The organism is Pedobacter sp. 01T416_2 (genome assembly GCF_056398925.1).
Genome location: NZ_JBFTQI010000018.1, coordinates 1 through 21,708, shown reverse-complemented (window position 1 = coordinate 21,708; position 21,708 = coordinate 1). Strand labels below are relative to the sequence as shown.

Below are 21,708 nucleotides of genomic sequence, written 5' to 3'. Positions count from 1 at the left end.
GAAAAAAATAAAATACAAAAATGTATTAACTTGCTCAAAAAATGGATTATCTTACTTTTTATTAAGAATCACAATGGAGAAACGCCAAGTAGGACAGAAAAATAGTTTTGATTTTCAAAAAGCCTTTATCATTCCCAAGAATGTACTTATAAAACAGTGCACTAAAAATGAAATCATAAACAATTTATTTATTACCGATATTGGTTATTACCGTAAGGCATTGAATCACTATATAAAAAGAAATAATGGTTCAGATCAGCATATTTTGATTTATTGCGTAGAAGGAAAGGGAAACGTAGAATTTCAGGATACTAATTATCATATTGAAGCAGGTAATTTTATTATTATTCCGAAAGAAACAGCACATACTTACCAAGCCGACCCAGCGTTACCATGGACTATTTATTGGTTCCATTTTTCGGGAACCGGTGCTGATCAATTGGTTGCTTCGTTACAGAATTATAAGGCTTATGCGGGTTTTAGTGAAGAACGGAATATGTTGTTCGATACGATTTACAACCGATTAGAAAGAGGTTTTAGTAGAGAAAATATAATTTATGCCAATTTATGTTTTCACCAATACATTGCTGAAGTTGTTTATACCGATAAACATCTCGTTAACGATAAAATTATGGAACCTGATAAAGTTGAAGAGGTTATAGATTTTATGCGGAAAAATATTGAAAAGATGCTTAGTTTAAAGGAAATGGCACTGGCTGTTTACCTTTCACCTTCCTATTTATCGGCCATTTTTAAAAAGAAAACCGGAACCTCACCTATCGATTATTTTAACCAGCTCAAAATTCAGAAAACAACACAGTATTTATTGTTCACCAACCTGCGGATTAACGAAATTGCACAAAAAGTCGGCATTAACGATCCTTATTATTTTAGCAGGCTCTTTTCAAGTATCATGGGCATTTCGCCGAAACAATACCGTGATAATAGGTTTAATTGATGTTTTTTTTTGTGGGCAGCAGGATGTTAGATGTGCAGTAGGATGTTACCATCTGCCAGAATATTTATTTATAATTATCATTTAAACCTCTTATGTGTCAGATGGTAACATCTGACACCACGAAAATAGCCATATCCAACACCATGGAATTTATTAAAAATTAATCTAAGGTTAAACCAATTTCCTTTAGCAAAATAGCTGCATTAAAAGTCTTACATGGTCCGTGTTTTAGTAAATAATCAAATTTCATTTCACCTTCGGTGATCTGGATATCAAAATGGAAATTACGGACGGTTTCGGGGTGATCGATAATCAGATCTGCCAGTTGCAAATCGTGTGTAGCAAAAAGCGCAGGTGTTTTTTCGCTAATCAGCTTTTGTATAAAAACCTTCGAGCCCAAATATTTATCCCTACTGTTTGTACCACGCAGCATTTCGTCAATCAATACAAAAGTATCTTTGTCTTTAACTACATTATCTAAAATCATTTTCAGGCGGTTTAACTCTGCCTTAAAAGTTGAGGTACTTTCGTTCAGCGAATCTTTAATCCGCATATAAGTATTGATCGAAAAAACCGACAATTGCATGGTTTTCGCACAAACCGGTGCACCAGTGTAAGCCAATATCATATTAATACCCAAAGTACGTAGAAAAGTGCTTTTGCCGGCCATGTTAGAACCCGTTACAATATCTACAGTTGGTTTTGCTTCTAAATGAAAATCGTTATCCACCCGAACCTGCTGGTTAATAAGCGGATGGCCAATATGGGTGGTGGCCAATGCAAATTGATCGGCTACTACCGGAAAAACCCAATCTGGCTGATTATAGGCTGTTGTGGCCAATGATATCAGCTCTTCAAAATCGCCTAAATGGTCAAGGGCCGAAATCACATCCTCTGATGAAGATTTATACCAAATATCTAAACTGATGCAGCACTTTAAATCCCAAAGTAAAAGTGCGTTCAATATACCACCAACCAGGATATTTAGCCTGGCATCAAAATTCTGGATAATTTTAGATAGGCCCTTAATTTCTTTGCTTACCGGGATTTTTGAATCTAATAAACTTAAGGTGTATGAACTTTGCCAGTTTTGATTCTCTGTCCATAAAATAGCGCTGGCATAACCGTTTAACAGATTTGAACTTCCACCAAAGGTGTAAAAAACCTTGTTAATTTTTGAGCCCAATAAAACATTCCATCCCGTGTGGATTACAAATAGAAGTGCCAGTATTTTCCAAAAAGCAGCGCTAATAAGAAGTGCCGCCAAAATTAAACCAACAGCAATATAAGGCACCAGCTTTACATAAAACCTCAAAAAACTACTCTTTACAAATTCCAATTGTGCACCCAATTGGTGTTTAAGCTGTATTTTAATCTGCTCTATTTTATCGGGGTCGTAACCATGCAGATTAGCCCTGAAACTATAAGTTTCTGCTATCTTATCTGTTACTTCTTTTATGGCTTCCTGGCGGAGTAATATCTTATCTCTGGTCGGTTTCTCTGCGAATTTTTTAGCCAGGAGGTTATTTCCGCTTTTGGTACTACAACGGTTGATCAGTGCAAACAGAGATGCATTTCCAAAAATATCAAGATCGGAAGTATAGGGATGCAGTTCGGATTCGAAAGCCTTACCGTGATCGTAACCATTCGCTGTTCCGTTTAAAACATTCCATTCATTCTGATAAACCCACAAGAGTTGCTTTTTAAAATCGATTTCGCGGTCTAGCTTACTTTGCCTCCGTACAATAAAGGCAAAGGCAATAATTGGCACCAATAATGCAAGCTGAAKTAATGTGCGTAATCCATCATCCGCAGAACGTAATAGTAGAACAAAAAATAAAATTTCGGCTAGAAAAAGGCCTATCCGGATGAAAGAAAGTTGATCGATTATTTTTTTGGTCTCTGCTATATCAGTGGTAACCTGTTTAATTTTTTGATCGTAATCGGCTATTATTTCTGCTTGTTGTTTTAACATGATATCGCTTCGGTGTATATATTTTCGAAGGTATAAGATCGATAGATTGTCTTTTTTGTTACAATTTTCTCTAAGTTTGAATCTCGAAATTCTAAAGATAGGCAAAATATTAAATGAAGATTATGCTGCATAAACAAATTAACAATGGCGATGTTGTTATTTTATTAGATGAAAAAGGAAAAAAATATTCATCCGTAGAATTTTCAAACTACTTAAATAAACAGATGGTTGGTAGTATACAGCATTTAATTTTTATTATTGGCGGGCCTTATGGATTTGATGAAACCATTTACAAARGGGCAAACGGATTAATTTCGCTGTCTGACATGACCTTTTCTCATCAAATGATCAGATTGTTTTTTGTAGAGCAGCTTTACCGGGGATTTAGCATTTTAAAAGGAGAACCTTATCATCACGCTTAGAGATGGACAATGTGAATGAGCTATGGAAAAGGCGAATAAAAATCATCATTAAATAAAAGAAATTATGCTATTAGATAAATATAAACGGGAATACAGATATAAAAGCAATCAGAACGGCAACAATAAATACCTATGGATCAGCATTATTGCATCATTGGTTATTATAGCTTTGCTTTATTATTTCTTCGATTAACCCCACAAAAAAACACCAGACAAATTGCCTGGTGTTCGCTATAATTTGGGTAAATAAAGCTTAAACGCCTTTTTTACTGGTCATACTTGCTTTTTTAGCTGGTGCTGAAGTTTTAGTAGTTGCTTTAGCACTTGCTGATGCTTTAGATCCTGTAGCTTTTTGTTTTTTATCTGAAGCTGCTTTTTCTTCTGATAACTTAACCTCTGCTGGTGTACCCGGAGTTTCCGGAGTTTCTTCAGTAAACAATGGCAGGTCTTTTAATAAGTTATACCAAGTGATAATTTTCTTCATATCAGAAGCATAAACTTTCTCTTGATCGTGACCTGGTGCTACTTCAAGGAAATAAGCGCGTAAATCGCCTTTCAAATCCGGAGTAGATCCTTTTGCTGAAATTTTAGCAAAAATATCTGCCAATTTAATTTCCTCATCTTCGCCATACACGGTAATATCTTCTAACGAAGCTAATTTTGTGTTGGTGATGTTGGCAACAACTTTAGTTTTTTGAGCATCTAAGCCTTCTAAAATGTAACCTACTTTATTTTGTCCAACCAGTTTAAATAAACCCGGTCTGCCAGATACGGCAACAATTCCTCTTAAATTCATATTATGTGTGTTTAGCGGTTAGTGTTTGGAGTTTAGCGTTGTAATACGCTCACCGCCAAACGCATCGCGTTTTCTAATGTTTTAAAACCTCAATATTGAGCAATTGGTATTAGCGCTTTAAACGCTTATCGCCAAACCCATTGCGCACTAATCTTCTAAAACTTCTATGTTTAAAATTTTATCACCTTGGCGAATATCATCTACAAGGTCTACATTCTCAACTACTTTACCAAAACAAGTATGGTTACGGTCTAAGTGAGCGGTATTTGTTCTGCTGTGGCAAATAAAAAACTGTGAACCACCAGTATTGCGGCCAGCGTGAGCCATAGATAAAACACCACGATCGTGATATTGATTTTCTCCGTCCAGTTCGCAATCAATTTTGTAACCTGGGCCACCAGTACCTGCTAAATGTGCTTTAGCCGGGTCTTTTGAATTTGGGCATCCGCCCTGAACCATAAAGTTAGGAATTACACGGTGAAAAGTTACACCATCATAAAAGCCTTCTTTAGCTAATTTTTTAAAGTTTGCAACGGCTTTCGGCGCATCATTATCGTAGAATTCTACAGTCATTTCGCCTTTTTCTGTTTTTATTATTGCTTTACTCATATCAATATCGGTACTAATTTTAAATTTTACTCACCTAAAAAACAATCGTATTTTTTTAGTAGAGGGCAAAAATAACAAAATTGTATAACTTATAACATCATTAAATTTTTCTATACAGTTTAAATGCGGTATTTTAGTGTTTTAAGCATACCGATTTGATAAAGAAATATTATATCCTGCTCATTTGCCTGCTTTGCTCCCTGGGGCTAAGGGCTTCTTCTTTGTTAATTTACATGGATGAAGACCAAAAGAACCACCTTAAAGCATATGGTATTGCCTATTGGACAATCAGCAAACAACTAGAGGTTGACTGGCTTTTAAACTATCGCGGCGGAAGTTTTTTAATTAAATACAATAAAACAGTTGAAGACGAGCTTAAAATCCGTGGCGTATCATACGAAGTAATGGCCGATGGAAAGGTAACCAACCTTTTAAACGAAATCAGCGATCCTGCGGTGAATATGGAGATGGTTAAGCTGGAGAAAACACCAAAAATTGCGGTTTACTCTCCAAAAAGCAAATTACCCTGGGATGATGCCGTTACACTCGTTTTAACCTACGCCGAAATCCCGTACGATGTAATTTATGATGATGATATTTTACAGGATAAATTGAGCAAATACGATTGGCTACACTTGCACCATGAAGATTTTACCGGGCAGTATGGCCGTTTCTGGGCTAATTTCAGGTATGCAACCTGGTACCAGGAAGATGTTAAAAACCAGGAAACCCTAGCTAAGCGCATGGGTTATAAAAAGGTTTCTGAAATGAAATTAGCCGTTGCCAAACACATTAAAGAATATTGTGCTGGTGGAGGCTTTTTATTTGCAATGTGCTCAGGCACTGATAGTTTCGACATTGCTCTTGCTGCTGATGGGGTAGATATTTGCGCTCAAATGTTTGATGGTGATGCTGCAGATCCAAATGCACAAAGTAAACTGGATTTTAATAAAACCTTAGCCTTCCAGAATTTCAAGTTAGATAACAACCCAATGAACTATGAATTTTCGGATATCGACGCTACTCAAACCCGTACACTGAACCAAACCAACGATTACTTTACTTTATTCGATTTTTCGGCCAAATGGGATCTTGTTCCAACCATGCTTACCCAAGATCATGATAAGGTGATTAAAGGTTTTATGGGGCAAACCACAGCTTTCAGAAAGAGTTTAGTTAAAACAAGTGTAACTGTTTTGGGTGAAAATAAAGGTGCTGCAGAGGTAAGGTATTTACATGGAGAAATTGGCAAAGGTCAGTTTACTTTTTATGGCGGGCACGATCCGGAAGATTATCAACATGCTGTAGGCGATCCGCCAACAGATTTAAATCTACACCCTAATTCACCTGGCTATCGTTTGATCTTAAATAATGTTCTTTTTCCGGCCGCGAAAAAGAAACCACAAAAAACATAATTTATAAGAGATTTAGCTTTTGGTATTATTTCTTTCCCGTTTAAAAAATTGTAACCCCTACGCTATATTCCTGTTATCTATACAGTAAATTATGCTTAACGGCATTTCTGATTTGCATCATAGCCACACTTAAATACCGCAAAAAGCATACTGAAAACCAATACATTACACACTCTTTTGTAACACACTTGATACTTTGGCACAGCTTTTGGAATTGAGGCTTGTAATTAACAGCAGGTTTAAGCCTGAAATTTTTAAACAAGATTCTTCTAAAAGAAAAATATTATGAAAAAGTTATTATTAAGCGCTTCAGTTTTATTATTAGCAACAGGTGCATTTGCACAAACAAAAATGACTAGTGAAACTGCTCGCTTTGGAATAAAAGCTGGCGTTAACCTTTCAAAGTTTCACGCTGGTGGCGATGATGCCGCAGCCAATAATTTTAATGATAATGCAAAAAACAATGTTGGCTTCAATGTGACCGCATTTGGTGATTTTGGTGTAGGAAATAATTTCTTCATTCAACCAGGCGTATCATTACAGAACAAGGGTAATAAATTTGAATCCGTAAATACAGCAACCGCAGGAAACAATACCATTACGACCACCTCTTCTATTAAAACCAATTTAATGGCGATTGAGGTACCCGTAAATGCAGTATTCAGAATTCCTACTGGTGATGCCGGCGCGGTTCAGATCAGTGCTGGTCCGTATATCGGTTTTAACATTTCAGGTAAAGACAAAGGAGAAAACACGGTTACAACAGTGAACAACTCCAACAATACCAGTGCTACTGTTACGACTTCTAATGATAGAGACCTATCGTTTGGTAGTGCCAGCGATAAAAATTATAACAGTACCGAATTTGGTGCAAACTTTGGTTTAGCGTACCGCACAAATTCAGGATTTTTAGTAGGTGCTAACTATGGCTTAGGTTTAACAGATTTGACTCCGAAAGACAGACAGGCTAATACCAATAAATTAACTAACCGCGTGTTAGGTTTCTCAGTTGGTTATTCTTTCTAAGCGAAAGGCCTTAAAGCAAAAGCCTCCCGGATTATTAAATCGGGAGGCTTTTTTATGCTTTATTATTTAGTCGTAAAAGTTCCAGCTTACCCCAAATTTTAATAGGGCATCTTGCATGGGGTACCTGTTTACAGTGTAATAACCCGGCTGGAATAAACCCTGATTTACAAAATCATATTTAACAAAAATATTGGCCCTTTTTAAATTTGCTTTAAAAAAGACATCAATTACTGGTTTTGAAGCCAGGTTTGTTGGATTGCGCTCATCAATATAAAACTGCGCTGTTGCAGGTGAATATAAGTAGTTTGCATATTCAGAATTGTACCTTACATCAAATCCCACATTAGCCTTTAATACTTTAAAAAAAGTATTATCAAAATAAATACTGTTATAAGTATAAAGTTCAGGTGTTCTTAACACTGCATTTTTATCTGTTTTTTGATAAGCGATATAATTTTCCATCACAAACTTACCAAACCTCGATTTCTTTGATACATCCAACCTGATTAAGCTAATATCGGCAGAAGCCTGTTTTGGTAAAATGGCAGTTGTACCATCGGTATGGTCGGCGGCAAAATAAACATAGTTACTGGTTAAGAAATATTTGGCTCCGGCAGTAAAACCATACTTATCATTGATATAGTTAAATGATATATTGGCAATTTTAGTGTTCTTAAAATCGCTGTTTGTCCATTGGTAATGGTTGCCATGATAGTAATTAAAAATAGCCGCTGGCGATTGGTTTTGTACATAAGCACCCAACTCGATCCTTCCTATAGTTTTACCTAAAAGTATTTTACTTTTTGCCTCATATAAGTAATCGCCTGCATTTTCACCTTGCAAAATTTGCTGTACATCTAAATTGAAATCGATATTATTAGAGAACCGGTAGCCCGCTGCACCTAAAATGGTAATGTTTTGATAAGCAAACCTACTGCGCTCGTAATTGGTTGCATCTTGTTTTATACCAAGATATTCGTGTTTATAATAATCGTGTTTAATCCCCGCATCAACCTTCAGTTCATTTTTTATAACCGAACTATTTTTTGGTCTTAAAAAGAAACTATAAATAAATTCATTTTTGATATGTTTTACATGGGTCGAATCATTCGTAAATATTGTGCTCGCAATTCCAGGAGGCAGTACATGATTAACATCCGTTCCATTTTTGTAAAAATCGAAGCTGTCGTTATTATACTCAAACGTATACGAAACCTTGTTGGTTGGTAAAACAGCATTGTTAACATTTGCAGAGGTATCTATCCTTCCTACATAATAAGTTTGCTTTAAGAAAACGGTGTTTTTACGGTACAAATTTCTTGAGTCTGATAAATTTACCGGTTCTGCCTCTCTTGCAATTTTGGCATAATCAGGGTCGAATAAACCTGTAGCTACGGTAGAGCCATTCTCGTAGGCACGCATGGTATTAAAAATTGCCGATGCCCACATATTGTAACGTTTGCTTGGCGATTGATACCATGAAAATACGGCAACATTCAAATTATCGCCACGTTGTCTGGCGTAAAAGCCTCTGGAATCTCCACGGTTAAAATTAACCCCAACATTCCAGTTTTTTTTTATATTCTGTGTGTGGATGGCTCTAAAAAGCTGCTCTTTTTGTCCGGCACTAACAAAATACAAGCTGGTAAAAGGGGTTCTGGCCTGATAGTAAATAATATCTTCAGGCGTTAAAGCGTAATAATCAAGTGAATGAAATCCTGCGTCAAAGCCAATCCTTTTACTTGGCTCGTATAATAATGGCCTTGCTGCCAAGCCCATATTACCATTGTTTATGGTTGGGTGCAAGGGCTGTAAAAGCGGGCTGTAATTCTGGATATTGGTAGTTGAGGTATCTAAAGGCAGCAACACAATACTGTCTTTAGTTAATGACAGCTTGGTAAACCTGATATATTTTGCGGTAAAAACGACAGAATCCTTCCCCGAGTCTAGTTTCTTCCGAACAGAATCCAATTCTTTGTTGGTACCAACACTTGTTTTTAAATCTTGTGCAAAGGTTTTGTTAATGCCTAACAGCAGTAAGAGAAAAAAACAGATTTTAACGACTTTATGCATCTTATAGTTCAGAAATTAAGCGGGTTAAAATCTCCGTCATTTTAGGCTCGGCTTTGGCGGCTGCTGCTAAAATTTCTTCTAAATTAAAAGGTTGCAGATCTTCCGGAAAACCCTCATCCGTTAACACGGAGATGGCAAAAACAGGTAAACCAGCGTGATTGGCCACAATAACCTCAGGCACGGTACTCATACCAACGGCATCAGCGCCAATTAAACGCAGATATTTATACTCAGCTTTGGTTTCTAAATTCGGTCCGGAAACGGCAACGTATACCCCTTTATGACAGTTAATATCTACATCTTTAGCTATTTCCAGCGCTTTAGCTATGATATCGCGTTTATAGGGCTGGCTCATATCCGGGAAACGGGGCCCTAATTCACTTTCGATTAAACCACGCAATGGGTTATCAGGCTGCAGATTAATATGATCGTCTATAATCATTAAATCGCCCTTTTTAAACTCAGGATTTAACGAGCCCGCAGCATTAGATACAATTAAGTTTTCTATACCCAAACCTTTCATTACCCTAACCGGGAAGGTGATCTGTTGCATGCTGTAACCTTCATAATAATGTAGGCGCCCTTGCATGGCAATAATTTTCTTTCCGTTCAATGTTCCAAAAATCAGTTTCCCACTATGAAATTCTAAAGTAGAAATTGGAAAATTTGGAATATTAGAATACATCAATTGATGCTCAACTTCGATTTCTTTTACCAAGCCACCCAAGCCAGTACCTAAAATAATCCCTATTTCTGGCTTAAAGTTCTCTGTTTTWCGTTTTATATATTCAACGGTTTCTTCTATTGCTCTTAACATAGTTTAAAATGAGTTCGTCAAAGGTAATCTTATCTTCTTCAAATAATTCAACCTCTATGGGTAAATAATATACAGGTAAATCTACCAGTAAATCTTCAAATCCGGTAGCTCTTAAACGCTTGCTATCCTTTTCTGTTGTGATAATGATTTTATCTTTTTTAGTCCCTGCCAAAAAAAACGATTTAAACTTCTTAATATCATCATTTTTAAAAGCATAATGATCCCGAAATTCTTCGTGTTTAATGGTTTTAGTATATTTTTCAAGCTCTTCTATTAATGGAGCTGGATTTGCAATTCCGGTGAGTAGGAAAATTTCGAAATCTCTAATCGACTCGAGCGTGCGATTTTCGTTACGGTATAAATGGATAAGATGGCCATACTTGAGATAAGAATGTAATACTGGTTGATTGGCATTTGGCTGCAGTTCATTTATAGCGGCTTGCTGGGCAACATGTAACAAAGGAACCGGTGATTTTGTGACCAATAATATATCGGCCCTTTTACGCGAGGAGAAAACATCTCTTAAATTTCCCGCCGGCAACAAAAACTGTAAAGTACCCAACTTTCTAAACTCGAAAAGCACAATATTAAAACCTGCCCTTACCGCGCGGTGCTGAAAGGCATCATCAAGGATTACTAAATCATGATTCTCTTTTAATTGCTTAATCCCATTTACACGGTCTTCGCAAACAGCAACGGTAATACCTGTAAATTTTTGATGGTACTGTAATGGCTCATCTCCTATCGTTTCGGCCGTCGCAGCGCCATCGGCAACAATAAAACCTTTCGTTTTCCGGCCATATCCCCTACTTAGTATGGCGATTTTATAACCAGCCAGCAACTTCACTAAATATTCTGTTGTTGGTGTTTTGCCTGATCCGCCAACGGCTAAATTGCCTACACAGATTACCGGCAAATCGAACTTTACAGATCGCATCAATCCCCAATCATAAAGTTTTTTACGGAGAAGAATAGCCATTCCATAAATGATCGAAAAAGGAAGCAGTAAAAGGCGTAGATAGTTCAGTAGCATATCGTGGTTTCAAAAATACTGATTATTTAAAAAAGAAAGGCATGGCCCAGTTAAGCAACCGTTAACTAGATGAATGGTTTGTCAGAATTTATGTTAATGAGCATAATTGCAAACTAGAAAGCTAAATTTTTAAAGATTTTTTAGAAAAGCAGTGTCAGTACTATAATTAATGATAGTCGGGCTTTCCGCTAAACCTTTTGGTTTGAAGAAAAACAAAAGTGTATCACTGCAATCCCGTTTAATTAGAAGCAACCGTGCTACTATTAAAGGTTTTGAACCTTCTAAAAGAAACAATCATCGTTTACAAAGGATAAATCGCATAACTATTTCAACACTTGTTTGGACAAGAGCATTTATAGTCAGTTAACCAATTAGCAAAAGTTATTCGACCATATTTTATCTTTTTTTATTATCATTGTTATCTACCAAAACATATTTTAATGTCTCCGAACAAAAGATTAGTAGTGGGCCAAGGCCAGATTAGTGGATATATTTCTATTTTTTTAGCCGTATTGGCCTTATTTGGCATTCTCTGTTTTCATTATCCAGAAAAGTTAACCACGCCCGAATTCCGCGAAATTTACACAAAAAACAGTATGGAAGCCCTAATGCTTGGAGGCGTTATTGCAGCATTCTTCTTTTCACTGTTAAGTTTAATCCTCAGTAAAAAACTAAAATGGGCCTGGCCAGGCTTTGCACTCGGTGCTTTAGCTGTAATATTGGGTGCTTTGAGTGTAGAAGGTAGAGATGTAGCCAAATCGGGCTGGCATTTTGGCCTTGATTGGATGATTTTAGATCTTCTATTAATGGTTGCCATTTTTGTCCCTTTAGAATTGTTTTTTCCAAAAAATAATGAGCAAACCAAATTCCATGAAGAATGGCGTACCGATTTAACCTATTTTGTAATCAGTCACCTATTTATTCAGTTTTTTGGCATTGTAACCCAAAAACCTGCCGTATTATTTTTCGGTTGGATAGGTTTAGATAAATTGCACACCTGGGTACAGGGTCTCCCATTTATAGTGGCCTTGTTTTTGGCTTTTTTCAGTACCGATTTGTTTCAATACTGGGCACATCGTTTTTTCCATACCCGGGTATCCTTATGGCGTTTCCATTCCATACACCATTCAACACAAAATATGGATTGGCTGGCTGGAAGCCGTACCCATTTTATTGATATATTTTTCACCAGGGCAATGACTTTTATCCCACTTTATGTTTTGGGCTTTTCATCTACCGTTTTCAATGTGTACATTATATTTATTGCGATACATGCGGTACTCATCCATGCCAACACCAGGATTAATTTTGGTCCGTTAAAATACATTTTTACTACGCCCCAATATCACCATTGGCACCATTGCGAAGACCCTAAATATTATGGCCATAACTTCGCCTCTATATTTCCCTTTATTGATATGATGTTTGGCACCTATTATTTACCTGGCAAAGAATGGCCCGCCGGAACAGGTGTACATGAAGCTTCATATCCGAAAGGTTTTGTTAAACAATCCATTTATCCATTTACAAAAAGCCCTTTTGATACCGATTTAAATATGGAAGAAAGAAGCGATAGATAAATGAGGCTGTATCCATAAGTTCTGATTCCATTCGACCTTGTCACGTTGAGCTTGTCGAAATGCTTTGAAGGGCATTTAAATAGGTCCTTCGACAGGCTCAGGATGACAATTCTATATTTATGATACAACCTCATTTTGTCGTTTTAAACGATGGAATCGTATAACTATTTCTGTGCTCGTTTGGAAACGAGCGCAAACGAAACTGTCAGATGGTAACATCTGACAGCACCTTGTTCGGACAGCACATTGCCCCCCAACTCGGTGCCCTCTTTGTTTTTCTCTCCATGATCTCAGTGGTTAAAGAAGCTTAAATGGAACAAACCCGAATTTTAAATGTTATCTTAGATTTCCATCTTATCATATGCGGGCCGAAACAGAAATTTTAATTATTGGTGGTGGATTGGCAGGTTTAACAGCTGCACTTCACTTGAATAAGGCGGGTTTAAATGTTACGTTGATCGAAAAAGACACCTATCCTCACCATAAAGTTTGCGGCGAATATATTTCGAATGAGGTGCTCCCTTATTTTGAATGGCTCGGTCTGGATATTGAAAATCTGGCACCCACATTAATAAGCGAACTGCTTTTCACTTCCCTTTCTGGCAAAAGCATAAAAACTAAATTACCCCTTGGCGGCTTTGGTTTAAGCAGATACACCATCGATCATTATCTCTATACCGAACTGATCAGGAGAAAAATAAACGTAATTCATGATCGCGTTTTACAGATTAACTTTGCCAATAATCAGTTTACAGTAACAACCACAAACCACGCTTTTGTTGCAGCTTACGTTATTGGCGCTTATGGAAAAAGGTCAGCAATTGATGTTAAGCTAAACCGGAATTTCATCAATAAACAATCACCATACCTGGCAGTTAAAGCCCATTACAAAGCCGATTTTCCCAATAACCTGGTAAGCCTTCATAATTTTGAAGGTGGCTATTGTGGCGTTTCGAAGGTTGAAAATGACCGATTGAATATCTGTTACCTAGCTAACTATGAGCGTTTCAAAAAACACAAAAACCTGCTTGCCTTCCAGGAAAACGCACTCTATAAAAATAGACATTTGAAAACTATTTTCGAAAATGCTACCTGTTTATTCGATGCACCATTAACCATCAGTCAGATTTCTTTCGAAACTAAAGAACCTGTGTATAACCATATTTTAATGATTGGCGATACTGCCGGATTAATTCATCCACTTTGTGGCAATGGCATGGCCATGGCCATCCACAGTGCCAAAATTGTTTCAGAACTTTTGCATCAAAGAATGGAGGGAAAAATTAATTCGCGTGCAGCATTGGAAAAAACTTATACTTTACACTGGAACAAGGAATTCAAAAGCCGCTTAAAAGTGGGCAGCGTATTATCGTCTTTGCTTAGGAACAATAAATTCGAAAGTTTGGCCATGAGTGCGTTGACTAAAATGCCCTTTCTTCTCCATAAAATAATTAAACAGACACATGGTAAACCGATCAAGATTTTATAATAAATGCCAGTAGATACCACATATAGAAGCACAGCACCGGAGATTATGGATGACTTTGCTATGGAAGGTGAGATATTACGCGATGCACTGGATAAAATAGCCAGCATCAATCAGCTCCTTGGTGGTAATAAAGTTACACTAGAAGGAGTTAAGAGCTTAATCACCAGCAAACCAAAGGACGAGGTTATTCGTATTACTGATATTGGTTGTGGAAATGGAGATATGTTGCGCACTTTGGCAGATTATGCAAATAAACAAGGTTTACATTTTATTTTAAAAGGGATAGATGGCAATAGATACACTATAAATCATGCGCAAAGTTTATCTAAAAACTACCCGAATATCACCTACACCTGCTGCGATATTTTTGATGATTTAAGTAAAACAGAGCCTTGCGATATTATGCTCTGCACCCTAACACTACATCATTTTAAAGATGAAGAGATTATTGATTTATTGGAAAATTTTAAAAGATCGGCCAAAATGGGCATTGTGATCAACGACCTGCAAAGAAGTGCACTAGCATATTACCTGTTTAAGGCTTTGTGTTATGTGTTCCGTTTAAATGATATGTCGAGAGAAGATGGACTGGTATCAATTCTGCGCGGGTTTAAAAGAGCAGATTTGCTTCAATACACCAAACAATTAAAGCTAAAATCGAGTTCAATAAAATGGAAATGGGCTTTCCGCTATCAATGGATAATTAAAACAATATGAGCGTAACCGTAAAAGCTGTAAGTAAAGCCTTACCCGAATTTTGGAGGTCAACCGCTGAAATTTTAACATTTTTAGATATTTGGCTAAAAGATCAGGATGATCGCTTTATCCGAAAGGTAAAAAAGATTTTTGAAAGCGCCGCGGTAGATAAAAGATACTCGATCATGTCGCCCGAAGCGGTTTTTAGTGATTTAAGTTTTGAGGAGCGAAACAACATTTATGTAAGAGAAGGGATAAAGCTGGGTGCCAAATGTTTGGAAACCGCACTCGAAAAAGCCAACTGGCAGGCTCAGGATTTAGACTACATCATTACGGTGAGCTGCACCGGTATCATGATCCCTTCTTTAGATGCTTATCTGATCAACTTACTTAAACTCCGCCAGGATATCGTGCGCCTGCCGGTTACTGAAATGGGCTGTGCCGCTGGTGTATCAGGCATGATTTATGCTAAGAATTTCCTGAAAGCAAATCCCGGTAAACGGGCCGCAGTTGTTGCGGTAGAATCACCAACGGCAACTTTTCAATTAAATGATTTTTCGATGGCCAACATTGTAAGTGCAGCAATATTTGGCGATGGTGCCGCCTGTGTACTGTTAAGTTCGAATGAAGAAGATAGTGGCCCAGAAATTTTAGCTGAAGAAATGTACCATTTTTATGATGCAGAGGAGATGATGGGATTTAAACTTACCAATACCGGACTCCAAATGGTACTGGATGTAGCAGTTCCAGAAACCATTGCCAATCATTTCCCAGATATTATTCATCCTTTTCTTTCCAAAAATGGCCTCGATATTAATAATATAAACCATTTAATCTTTCATCCGGGTGGAAAAAAGATTATCCAGATTGTTGAAGAATTATTTGGCCGGCTTGGCAAAAATATAGACGAAACGAAAGAAGTTTTAAGGCTTTATGGAAACATGAGCAGCGCAACAGTTCTCTATGTTTTAGAACGGATTATGGATAAAAAGCCAATGCCTGGGGAAAAAGGACTGATGTTAAGTTTTGGTCCTGGATTTTCGGCACAGCGCATACTTTTACAATGGTAATCCTTCAACTAATCACTAATGAAAAAAGAGATCCTAGCTAAACTCCCTTACGGCAAATCTTTTCTATTTGTTGATGAGTTGCTGCATGTTGACGAAAACGGCGTAATCGGGACATATACCTATCCTGAAAACCTTCCATTTTATGAGGGGCATTTTAAAGACCATCCGGTAACGCCGGCAGTGATCCTCACCGAAACCATGGCGCAGATTGGATTGGTCTGTTTAGGCATTTACCTTTTAAAAGAAATTGATCAAAATATATCCATCGCCATGACGTCAAACACTATTGACTTTCTAAAACCGGTTTACCCTGGTGAGCAGGTTACGGTAACGAGTGAGAAAATTTATTTTAGGTTTAATAAACTGAGTTGCAAAGTAAAAATGGAAAATGCAGCAGGCGAAATGATTTGCAAAGGCAGCATTTCGGGCATGTTAATATCAAAAAAAAATGGGTAACAGAGTCGTAATTACCGGTTTAGGCGTATGCGCACCCAATGGCACTACCATTGATGAGTTTTCGGATGCCATAAAAAAAGGGCTTTCTGGCATCCGCCATCAGCCCGATCTGGAAGCCTTAAACTTCTCTTGTCAGATAGCAGGCAAGCCAGTACTTAGCGAAGAGCGGATCAGCCAATATTTTACGCCTCTTGAATTACGAAACCTAAACAGTTCAGGAATTATATATGGTGTTATTGCTGGTTTGGATGCCTGGAAAGATGCGGGCTTAACCATCGAAAACAATGAAGAGCCCGACTGGGATAGCGGTACTATTTTCGGAGCAGGCACTTCGGGTATAGATAAATTCAGATGGGCAATTAATAAAATAGATGCGCTTGAAATCAAAAAACTGGGAAGTTCTGTAGTGATACAAACCATGGCCAGCGGCGTAAGTGCATTTATCAGCGGCAAGCTCGGCTTAGGTAATCAGGTAAGCACCAACTCATCTGCCTGTGCAACAGGAGCAGAAAGTATATTGCTAGCTTACGAAAGAATTAAGACAGGTCAGGCTACAAGAATGTTAGCAGGAAGTACAAGCGATAGCGGCCCTTATATCTGGGGCGGTTTTGATGCCATGAAAGTTTGCACCTTTAAACACAATGATGAACCGGAAAAAGGTAGCCGCCCTATGAGCGAAACGGCAAGTGGCTTTGTACCTGGAAGCGGCGCAGGTGCTTTGGTATTAGAATCGCTCGAAAGTGCAATGGCTAGAAAAGCCAAGATATATGGCGAAGTGCTCGGCGGCCATGTCAATTCTGGCGGTCAGCGGGGCTCAGGTACTATGACTGCGCCAAATCCTACCGCTGTACAGCGATGTATCCAAACAGCATTAAAAAATGCGGGTATTGAAGCTCAGGAAATCGATGTGATTAATGGCCATCTTACCGCAACAACCAAAGATGCCCTGGAAATAGAAAACTGGAAAGCAGCACTACAACTACCTGCCGATGATTTTCCGTATATCAATTCTGTAAAAGGTATGATTGGCCACTGTATTGTAGCATCTGGGAGCATAGAATGCGTGGCCTCAATGCTTGAGCTTTCAGAAGGATTTATTTTTCCCAATATTAATTGCGAAGACCTAAGTCCCGAGATTACCGCTTTAATTGATGCGAAATGCATTCCACAAACTTTAATTCAACAACCAATTAATATCTTAGCTAAAGCCAGTTTTGGTTTTGGTGATATTAACGCCTGCATTATTTTTAAAAAATATACCCATGAATAAAGAAGAGATCATCGAAGCCTTAAAAACAATTGTTGAACCTTACAGCGAGGAGGTATCAGCCTTGGCACATATTGACGAAAACACCGATTTTATAAACGATTTAAAAATAAATTCGGCCAACCTGGTTGATATTGTTTTAGATATTGAAGAGAAATTCAATATCGAAATAGACAACGATTCGATGGCTAAAATGCTTACAGTAAAAGCGACCACCGAAATTATAGCTCAAAAACTGGAAGCGCATGCTGGGTAACGATATCGTTGATCTGGATCTGGCTAAAATCCAAAGTAACTGGAGGCGTAAAAATTATCTCGATAAAATTTTCACCGCCGAAGAACAGTTACTGATTTCATCAGCAAAAAGACCTGATGAAATGGTATGGCTGTTATGGAGTATGAAAGAATCGGCTTATAAAATTTATAACCGTAAAACCGGAATCAGAAATTTCGCCCCTAAAAGTTTAAACTGCATTATTTATCCAAACGCCGATCAGGTAAAAGGCACAGTAAGTATAGATAACGATACATATTTCACTAAAAGCGATATACAGCTACAATACATCCATACCATTGCTGCCCCTGTTTCTAGTGAGCTAGAAGAAATTAAAGTAACCATTTACGAATCACCAAATCATCCAGGTGATTATAAATGCACTAAACCAGGTTGTGTGAGTCACCATGGACAATATTTGGCTTTGGTGTATTAATTCCAGAGTTGACAACTTACTAGCAAGGAGGCAAGAAAAGTTGTCAACTCTTATAGAAAGAGGGTATCATTAAGCTCGTTAAGTCATCATCACCAAATTGCTGTTTCCATAAATTGGCGTAATGGCCATTTGCCATCATCATTTCTGTATGGCTTCCCTCTTCTACAACCTTTCCTTTATCTAATACAATAATCTGATCAGCTTTTCTAATCGTAGGTAACCGATGCGCAATGATGATGATTGTTTTCTTTTGCATCCTCAACAAGTCTATTGTTCGCTGCACATACTGCTCCGAAGCCGAATCCAGAGAAGAAGTGGCTTCATCCAGAATTAAAATTTCAGGATTGCGGTACAGTGCCCTTGCTATGGCGATCCTTTGTTTTTGCCCGCCTGATAAAGAGGCTCCGTTTTCACCTAAATATGTCTGAAAACCTTCTGGCAAAGCTTCAATAAAATTGATAATCCCCAGTTGTGTACAAATACTAATAATCTGTTGCATATTTGGTTCATAATCGCCAATGGCAATATTTTCGATTACATTTCCTGCAAAAAGGTCAATTTTTTGCGGCACAACGCTTAATAAATTTCTTAAAGAGGCATTGTTCAAATACTTAAGCGCATGATTACCAATAAAAATATTGCCCGATTGTATGGGATAAATATTTTGAAGTAACGACATTAAGGTAGACTTCCCAGATCCGCTCTCCCCTACAATTGCAGTAAAACTTCCAGCCTTAATTTTTAGGTTTAGATCTTCAAACACATTTACACGACTGCCATATCTAAAGGCTACATGTTCAAACCTGATATCGCCCATTAATTCTTTCGTAAGGAAAATACTCGATGAATTTTGTTCAATCTCCAGGTCCATAATTTCGAATAAACGATCAGAGGCGATTATGGCATCCTGGATAGATTTATTTGCTCCAATTAAGGAAGTAGCCGGGCCAGTAAAGTAACCAATAAGCGTATAGAAAGAAAATAATTCCCCAGGGGTAATTTCGCCATCTAAAACATAACCTGCACCCACCCAAAGCAAGATGATAGTGAGCATACGGGCAATAACCTCGGTTGATGTTCCAGAAAAAACTGAGTTTAATCCTGATTTATAAATTGTTCTGAGCAGGCCAATAAAATGAGTTTCTGTTTTTTCGTTGGTAAACCTTTCAAGGCCAAATCTTTTAATTGTGGCTACATTATTTAAGCCCTCAACCAATTGCGATTCCAACTTGGCCGATTCCTCCATCAACTTGCGCTGCATTTTCTTGTTCAGTTTATTGCTGATGAAATAAATCAATAAATACAATGGAATTACAGCCAACATCATTAAGGCGAGTTTCCAATAGTAACTGAACATTAAAATAAAAGAGAATACAACAATAAAGCCGTTTACAACCAGGTTAATGGAAACATCGTTTATAAAAGCCCTTATTTTAACGGCATCGTTTACCCTCGAGATAATTTCGCCCACCCGCATGGTATCGAAAAACTGCTGAGGCAGTTTTAAGAGGTGTTTGTAGTAGCCCAATATCAATCGGACATCTATCTGCTGGCCGGTGCGGATTGTAAAAATAGTTTTAGCCGTTCCAATAAATAATTGTAGCGCTAAAATGGCCACCATCATTAAGCTCATTAAATTAAGCAGGTTCCGATTACCTTCTACCAGAACATGGTCGGTTATTTTTTGAACAAAAACTGAGGTAGATAGTCCAAGAATGGTATAAATTAAAGCACCAAAAAGTGCCTGCGTTACAATACTTTTATGCGGTTTAATCAGGTTCCAAAAACGGCTTCTGGTATCAACCTTTTCATTGCCTTGCTTAAAACCCTCATCAGGTAACAACAGAACCAGTACACCTGTCCATTCACTTGTAAATTCGTCAATAGTTTTGCGGTGTATTTTCCCGTCACCCGGGTCCATTACTTCAATGTATTTATCGGTTACTTTATAAATAACTACATAATGCTGCAATTGCTTCTTTACCACCACATGCGCAATGGCTGGCAATGGAATTTTAGAAAGACTATCTAAATTACCCTTTACCCCTTTTGCTTCAAAACCCAGTTTGTTGGCCGCTTCTATCAAACCTAAAACATTGGTTCCTTTTTGATCGGTGCTGGCCAATTGGCGGATGCGCGCAACGGGCATCTTTAATTTATAAAATGCAGCTATAGATGCCAAACAAGCGGCGCCACAATCGGTAATATCGCGTTGTTTTATTAGTGTAGACATTAGAAGGAAGATGTGAGATTTGAGACTGGTGATGTGAGATTTGAAAATTTTCTGCTTTGGTCTTTTAGCTTTTAACTCCATTTGGATTTAACCAATCGTCAACTTTATCATAAAGCAATTGATACAAGTTTCGTTTTGCAATAGTAAAGTGCGCGTTAAAGGTCATCCCCTTTTTTACCTGCCCTTTATAACCGTTTTTTAACTTTAAATAATCCTTGTCTAATTTACACTTCACTTTAAAATAAGGGCTTTGGTTAATCAATATAATATCGTCAGAAATATCGGCTACTAAACCGGCAAGCAAACCCCATTGGTTATAGTTAAAAGCATCGATCTGAAACCTGACGGCTTGGCCAGCTTTAATTAAACCGATATCAGCAGGTTTAATATAACAGATGGCCAGCAAAGCACTATCTGGCGATATCTCGCCAATTTTCTGATTGGCGGTAATAAACGAACCCAATTGTAAACCTGATAGATTTTGCACCGTTCCGGATACCCCTGCGGTTAAATGATATAATTTCTCCTGCTCGGTTAGCTGGATTTTCTGACCATCAAGATCTTTTAATTCTTTTCTATATTGATTAGATTCTGTTTGCCATTGTGTTTTGTACTTTTTAGCCACCAGATTAAAATCAGAAAGTGCCTGATCGTAATTAAACTTATATTGCTCATACTCTGCTTCGGTAACAACCTTTTTGGTATACAATGTTTCATACCTTTTATAAATTTTGTAGGCCTGTTCGCGTGCATTTAGTGCATTCTGAATCTGCTCCGCATATTGTTGCCAGCTTGCCGCATACAGGCCGGTTTGCAATGCAGGTGTCCCTGCATTGCTTAAGTCGACCAGTTTTAAAACGAGGAGCGCATCATTTAATAAATTTTTTAATTCACCAGAACGATTATTCAAAATCAAATTTTGTGTTTCAGGTATAGTAGGGTCTATATTTAAAAGGAGTTGTCCTTTTTTTATTTTTTTGTTATCGGTTAAATTAATCAGGGTAATTTTCCCAGCCACAGGTGCCAGCAGTTCTGTTCTTTCGATATTACTCTGCAAAGAACCATTCCCMTTAACGCTTACTG

At 37.6% G+C, this 21,708-nt stretch carries 20 protein-coding genes and 1 pseudogene; 13 read left to right on the top strand and 8 right to left on the bottom strand.

From position 1 onward, the window contains the following. Positions 1–73 precede the first annotated feature (73 nt). On the top strand, positions 74–958 hold the full coding sequence (locus AC1DPQ_RS01740; RefSeq protein WP_477578385.1) for an AraC family transcriptional regulator: 885 nt from the start codon (positions 74–76) through the stop codon (positions 956–958). A 160-nt stretch (positions 959–1,118) separates the two neighbouring features. On the opposite strand, the gene AC1DPQ_RS01735 is transcribed toward AC1DPQ_RS01740, so the two are convergent. Further along, positions 1,119–2,933 carry a MutS-related protein gene (locus AC1DPQ_RS01735; RefSeq protein ID WP_477607664.1) on the bottom strand — a complete coding sequence of 605 codons (1,815 nt, stop codon included), beginning with the start codon at positions 2,931–2,933 and terminating at the stop codon, positions 1,119–1,121. 122 nt (positions 2,934–3,055) lie between these two features. Here AC1DPQ_RS01735 and AC1DPQ_RS01730 point away from each other — a divergent pair. Together AC1DPQ_RS01730 and AC1DPQ_RS01725 are read left to right on the top strand one after the other, a co-directional pair. Beyond that, positions 3,056–3,355, top strand: a pseudogene (locus AC1DPQ_RS01730) (23S rRNA (pseudouridine(1915)-N(3))-methyltransferase RlmH); the annotation flags it as partial. Between the two features lie 64 nt (positions 3,356–3,419). Next, complete coding sequence (locus tag AC1DPQ_RS01725) at positions 3,420–3,548, top strand: hypothetical protein (protein ID WP_256449212.1); 129 nt, start codon at positions 3,420–3,422, stop codon at positions 3,546–3,548. A 60-nt stretch (positions 3,549–3,608) separates the two neighbouring features. Here the strand turns inward: AC1DPQ_RS01725 and AC1DPQ_RS01720 are convergent, their stop codons facing one another. Together AC1DPQ_RS01720 and AC1DPQ_RS01715 are read right to left on the bottom strand one after the other, a co-directional pair. Beyond that, positions 3,609–4,151, bottom strand: coding sequence for a DUF5606 family protein (locus tag AC1DPQ_RS01720; protein WP_057932097.1), 543 nt, complete (start codon positions 4,149–4,151; stop codon positions 3,609–3,611). Positions 4,152–4,298: 147 nt separating this feature from the next. Then, positions 4,299–4,760 (bottom strand): peptidylprolyl isomerase, encoded by a 462-nt coding sequence (locus AC1DPQ_RS01715; RefSeq protein ID WP_029275450.1) that lies wholly within the window; start codon positions 4,758–4,760, stop codon positions 4,299–4,301. 233 nt (positions 4,761–4,993) lie between these two features. On the opposite strand from AC1DPQ_RS01715, the gene AC1DPQ_RS01710 reads away from it, so the two are divergent. After that, positions 4,994–6,175: an asparagine synthetase B gene (locus tag AC1DPQ_RS01710; protein WP_108198204.1), complete on the top strand. Its 1,182-nt coding sequence runs from the start codon at positions 4,994–4,996 to the stop codon at positions 6,173–6,175. Between the two features lie 285 nt (positions 6,176–6,460). Next, positions 6,461–7,201: an outer membrane beta-barrel protein gene (locus tag AC1DPQ_RS01705; RefSeq protein ID WP_477578391.1), complete on the top strand. Its 741-nt coding sequence runs from the start codon at positions 6,461–6,463 to the stop codon at positions 7,199–7,201. Between the two features lie 66 nt (positions 7,202–7,267). Here the strand turns inward: AC1DPQ_RS01705 and AC1DPQ_RS01700 are convergent, their stop codons facing one another. From AC1DPQ_RS01700 to lpxK, 3 genes are read right to left on the bottom strand one after another with little or no spacing between them, the layout of a single operon-like run. Further along, on the bottom strand, positions 7,268–9,274 hold the full coding sequence (locus AC1DPQ_RS01700) for a putative porin (RefSeq protein WP_477578393.1): 2,007 nt from the start codon (positions 9,272–9,274) through the stop codon (positions 7,268–7,270). A 1-nt stretch (position 9,275) separates the two neighbouring features. After that, positions 9,276–10,091 carry a purine-nucleoside phosphorylase gene (locus tag AC1DPQ_RS01695; RefSeq protein WP_029275454.1) on the bottom strand — a complete coding sequence of 272 codons (816 nt, stop codon included), beginning with the start codon at positions 10,089–10,091 and terminating at the stop codon, positions 9,276–9,278. Further along, positions 10,063–11,124: a tetraacyldisaccharide 4'-kinase gene (lpxK, locus tag AC1DPQ_RS01690; RefSeq protein WP_477607662.1), complete on the bottom strand. Its 1,062-nt coding sequence runs from the start codon at positions 11,122–11,124 to the stop codon at positions 10,063–10,065. Before lpxK ends, AC1DPQ_RS01695 begins: the two co-directional genes overlap by 29 nt. Positions 11,125–11,564: 440 nt before the next feature. On the opposite strand from lpxK, the gene AC1DPQ_RS01685 reads away from it, so the two are divergent. The 8 genes from AC1DPQ_RS01685 (at position 11,565) to AC1DPQ_RS01650 (ending at position 18,392) form a co-directional block, all read left to right on the top strand. Further along, positions 11,565–12,704 carry a sterol desaturase family protein gene (locus AC1DPQ_RS01685; protein ID WP_215125443.1) on the top strand — a complete coding sequence of 380 codons (1,140 nt, stop codon included), beginning with the start codon at positions 11,565–11,567 and terminating at the stop codon, positions 12,702–12,704. Between the two features lie 361 nt (positions 12,705–13,065). Further along, a complete protein-coding gene (locus tag AC1DPQ_RS01680; protein ID WP_477578396.1) occupies positions 13,066–14,193 on the top strand; it encodes an NAD(P)/FAD-dependent oxidoreductase in 1,128 nt (375 codons plus the stop codon). 3 nt (positions 14,194–14,196) lie between these two features. Next, complete coding sequence (locus AC1DPQ_RS01675) at positions 14,197–14,910, top strand: methyltransferase domain-containing protein (RefSeq protein WP_477578397.1); 714 nt, start codon at positions 14,197–14,199, stop codon at positions 14,908–14,910. Further along, positions 14,907–15,959, top strand: coding sequence for a type III polyketide synthase (locus AC1DPQ_RS01670; RefSeq protein ID WP_477578398.1), 1,053 nt, complete (start codon positions 14,907–14,909; stop codon positions 15,957–15,959). The genes AC1DPQ_RS01675 and AC1DPQ_RS01670 overlap by 4 nt, the downstream gene beginning before the upstream one ends. 18 nt (positions 15,960–15,977) lie before the next feature. Further along, a complete protein-coding gene (locus AC1DPQ_RS01665) occupies positions 15,978–16,415 on the top strand; it encodes a 3-hydroxyacyl-ACP dehydratase FabZ family protein (protein ID WP_477578400.1) in 438 nt (145 codons plus the stop codon). Next, on the top strand, positions 16,408–17,685 hold the full coding sequence (locus tag AC1DPQ_RS01660) for a beta-ketoacyl-[acyl-carrier-protein] synthase family protein (protein WP_477578402.1): 1,278 nt from the start codon (positions 16,408–16,410) through the stop codon (positions 17,683–17,685). Before AC1DPQ_RS01665 ends, AC1DPQ_RS01660 begins: the two co-directional genes overlap by 8 nt. After that, complete coding sequence (locus AC1DPQ_RS01655; protein ID WP_477578404.1) at positions 17,678–17,938, top strand: acyl carrier protein; 261 nt, start codon at positions 17,678–17,680, stop codon at positions 17,936–17,938. Before AC1DPQ_RS01660 ends, AC1DPQ_RS01655 begins: the two co-directional genes overlap by 8 nt. Beyond that, positions 17,928–18,392 carry a 4'-phosphopantetheinyl transferase family protein gene (locus AC1DPQ_RS01650; protein ID WP_477578406.1) on the top strand — a complete coding sequence of 155 codons (465 nt, stop codon included), beginning with the start codon at positions 17,928–17,930 and terminating at the stop codon, positions 18,390–18,392. Before AC1DPQ_RS01655 ends, AC1DPQ_RS01650 begins: the two co-directional genes overlap by 11 nt. A gap of 43 nt (positions 18,393–18,435) precedes the next feature. Here AC1DPQ_RS01650 and AC1DPQ_RS01645 read toward each other — a convergent pair whose 3' ends face one another. After that, positions 18,436–20,625, bottom strand: a complete 2,190-nt coding sequence (locus AC1DPQ_RS01645) for a peptidase domain-containing ABC transporter (protein WP_477578408.1) — start codon at positions 20,623–20,625, stop codon at positions 18,436–18,438. 64 nt (positions 20,626–20,689) lie between these two features. Then, the coding region (locus tag AC1DPQ_RS01640; protein WP_477607660.1) for an HlyD family secretion protein at positions 20,690–21,708 on the bottom strand (1,019 nt) is incomplete at its 5' end.

Coding starts and splice junctions, on each gene's coding strand:
- AC1DPQ_RS01685 (WP_215125443.1), top strand. CDS start 11,565: ATGTCTCCGAACAAAAGATTAGTAGTGGGCCAAGGCCAGATTAGTGGA.
- AC1DPQ_RS01650 (WP_477578406.1), top strand. CDS start 17,928: ATGCTGGGTAACGATATCGTTGATCTGGATCTGGCTAAAATCCAAAGT.
- AC1DPQ_RS01655 (WP_477578404.1), top strand. CDS start 17,678: ATGAATAAAGAAGAGATCATCGAAGCCTTAAAAACAATTGTTGAACCT.
- AC1DPQ_RS01660 (WP_477578402.1), top strand. CDS start 16,408: ATGGGTAACAGAGTCGTAATTACCGGTTTAGGCGTATGCGCACCCAAT.
- AC1DPQ_RS01725 (WP_256449212.1), top strand. CDS start 3,420: ATGCTATTAGATAAATATAAACGGGAATACAGATATAAAAGCAATCAG.
- AC1DPQ_RS01645 (WP_477578408.1), bottom strand. CDS start 20,625: ATGTCTACACTAATAAAACAACGCGATATTACCGATTGTGGCGCCGCT.
- AC1DPQ_RS01720 (WP_057932097.1), bottom strand. CDS start 4,151: ATGAATTTAAGAGGAATTGTTGCCGTATCTGGCAGACCGGGTTTATTT.
- AC1DPQ_RS01675 (WP_477578397.1), top strand. CDS start 14,197: ATGCCAGTAGATACCACATATAGAAGCACAGCACCGGAGATTATGGAT.
- AC1DPQ_RS01710 (WP_108198204.1), top strand. CDS start 4,994: ATGGATGAAGACCAAAAGAACCACCTTAAAGCATATGGTATTGCCTAT.
- AC1DPQ_RS01680 (WP_477578396.1), top strand. CDS start 13,066: ATGCGGGCCGAAACAGAAATTTTAATTATTGGTGGTGGATTGGCAGGT.
- AC1DPQ_RS01670 (WP_477578398.1), top strand. CDS start 14,907: ATGAGCGTAACCGTAAAAGCTGTAAGTAAAGCCTTACCCGAATTTTGG.
- AC1DPQ_RS01665 (WP_477578400.1), top strand. CDS start 15,978: ATGAAAAAAGAGATCCTAGCTAAACTCCCTTACGGCAAATCTTTTCTA.
- AC1DPQ_RS01740 (WP_477578385.1), top strand. CDS start 74: ATGGAGAAACGCCAAGTAGGACAGAAAAATAGTTTTGATTTTCAAAAA.
- AC1DPQ_RS01705 (WP_477578391.1), top strand. CDS start 6,461: ATGAAAAAGTTATTATTAAGCGCTTCAGTTTTATTATTAGCAACAGGT.
- lpxK (WP_477607662.1), bottom strand. CDS start 11,124: ATGCTACTGAACTATCTACGCCTTTTACTGCTTCCTTTTTCGATCATT.
- AC1DPQ_RS01715 (WP_029275450.1), bottom strand. CDS start 4,760: ATGAGTAAAGCAATAATAAAAACAGAAAAAGGCGAAATGACTGTAGAA.
- AC1DPQ_RS01700 (WP_477578393.1), bottom strand. CDS start 9,274: ATGCATAAAGTCGTTAAAATCTGTTTTTTTCTCTTACTGCTGTTAGGC.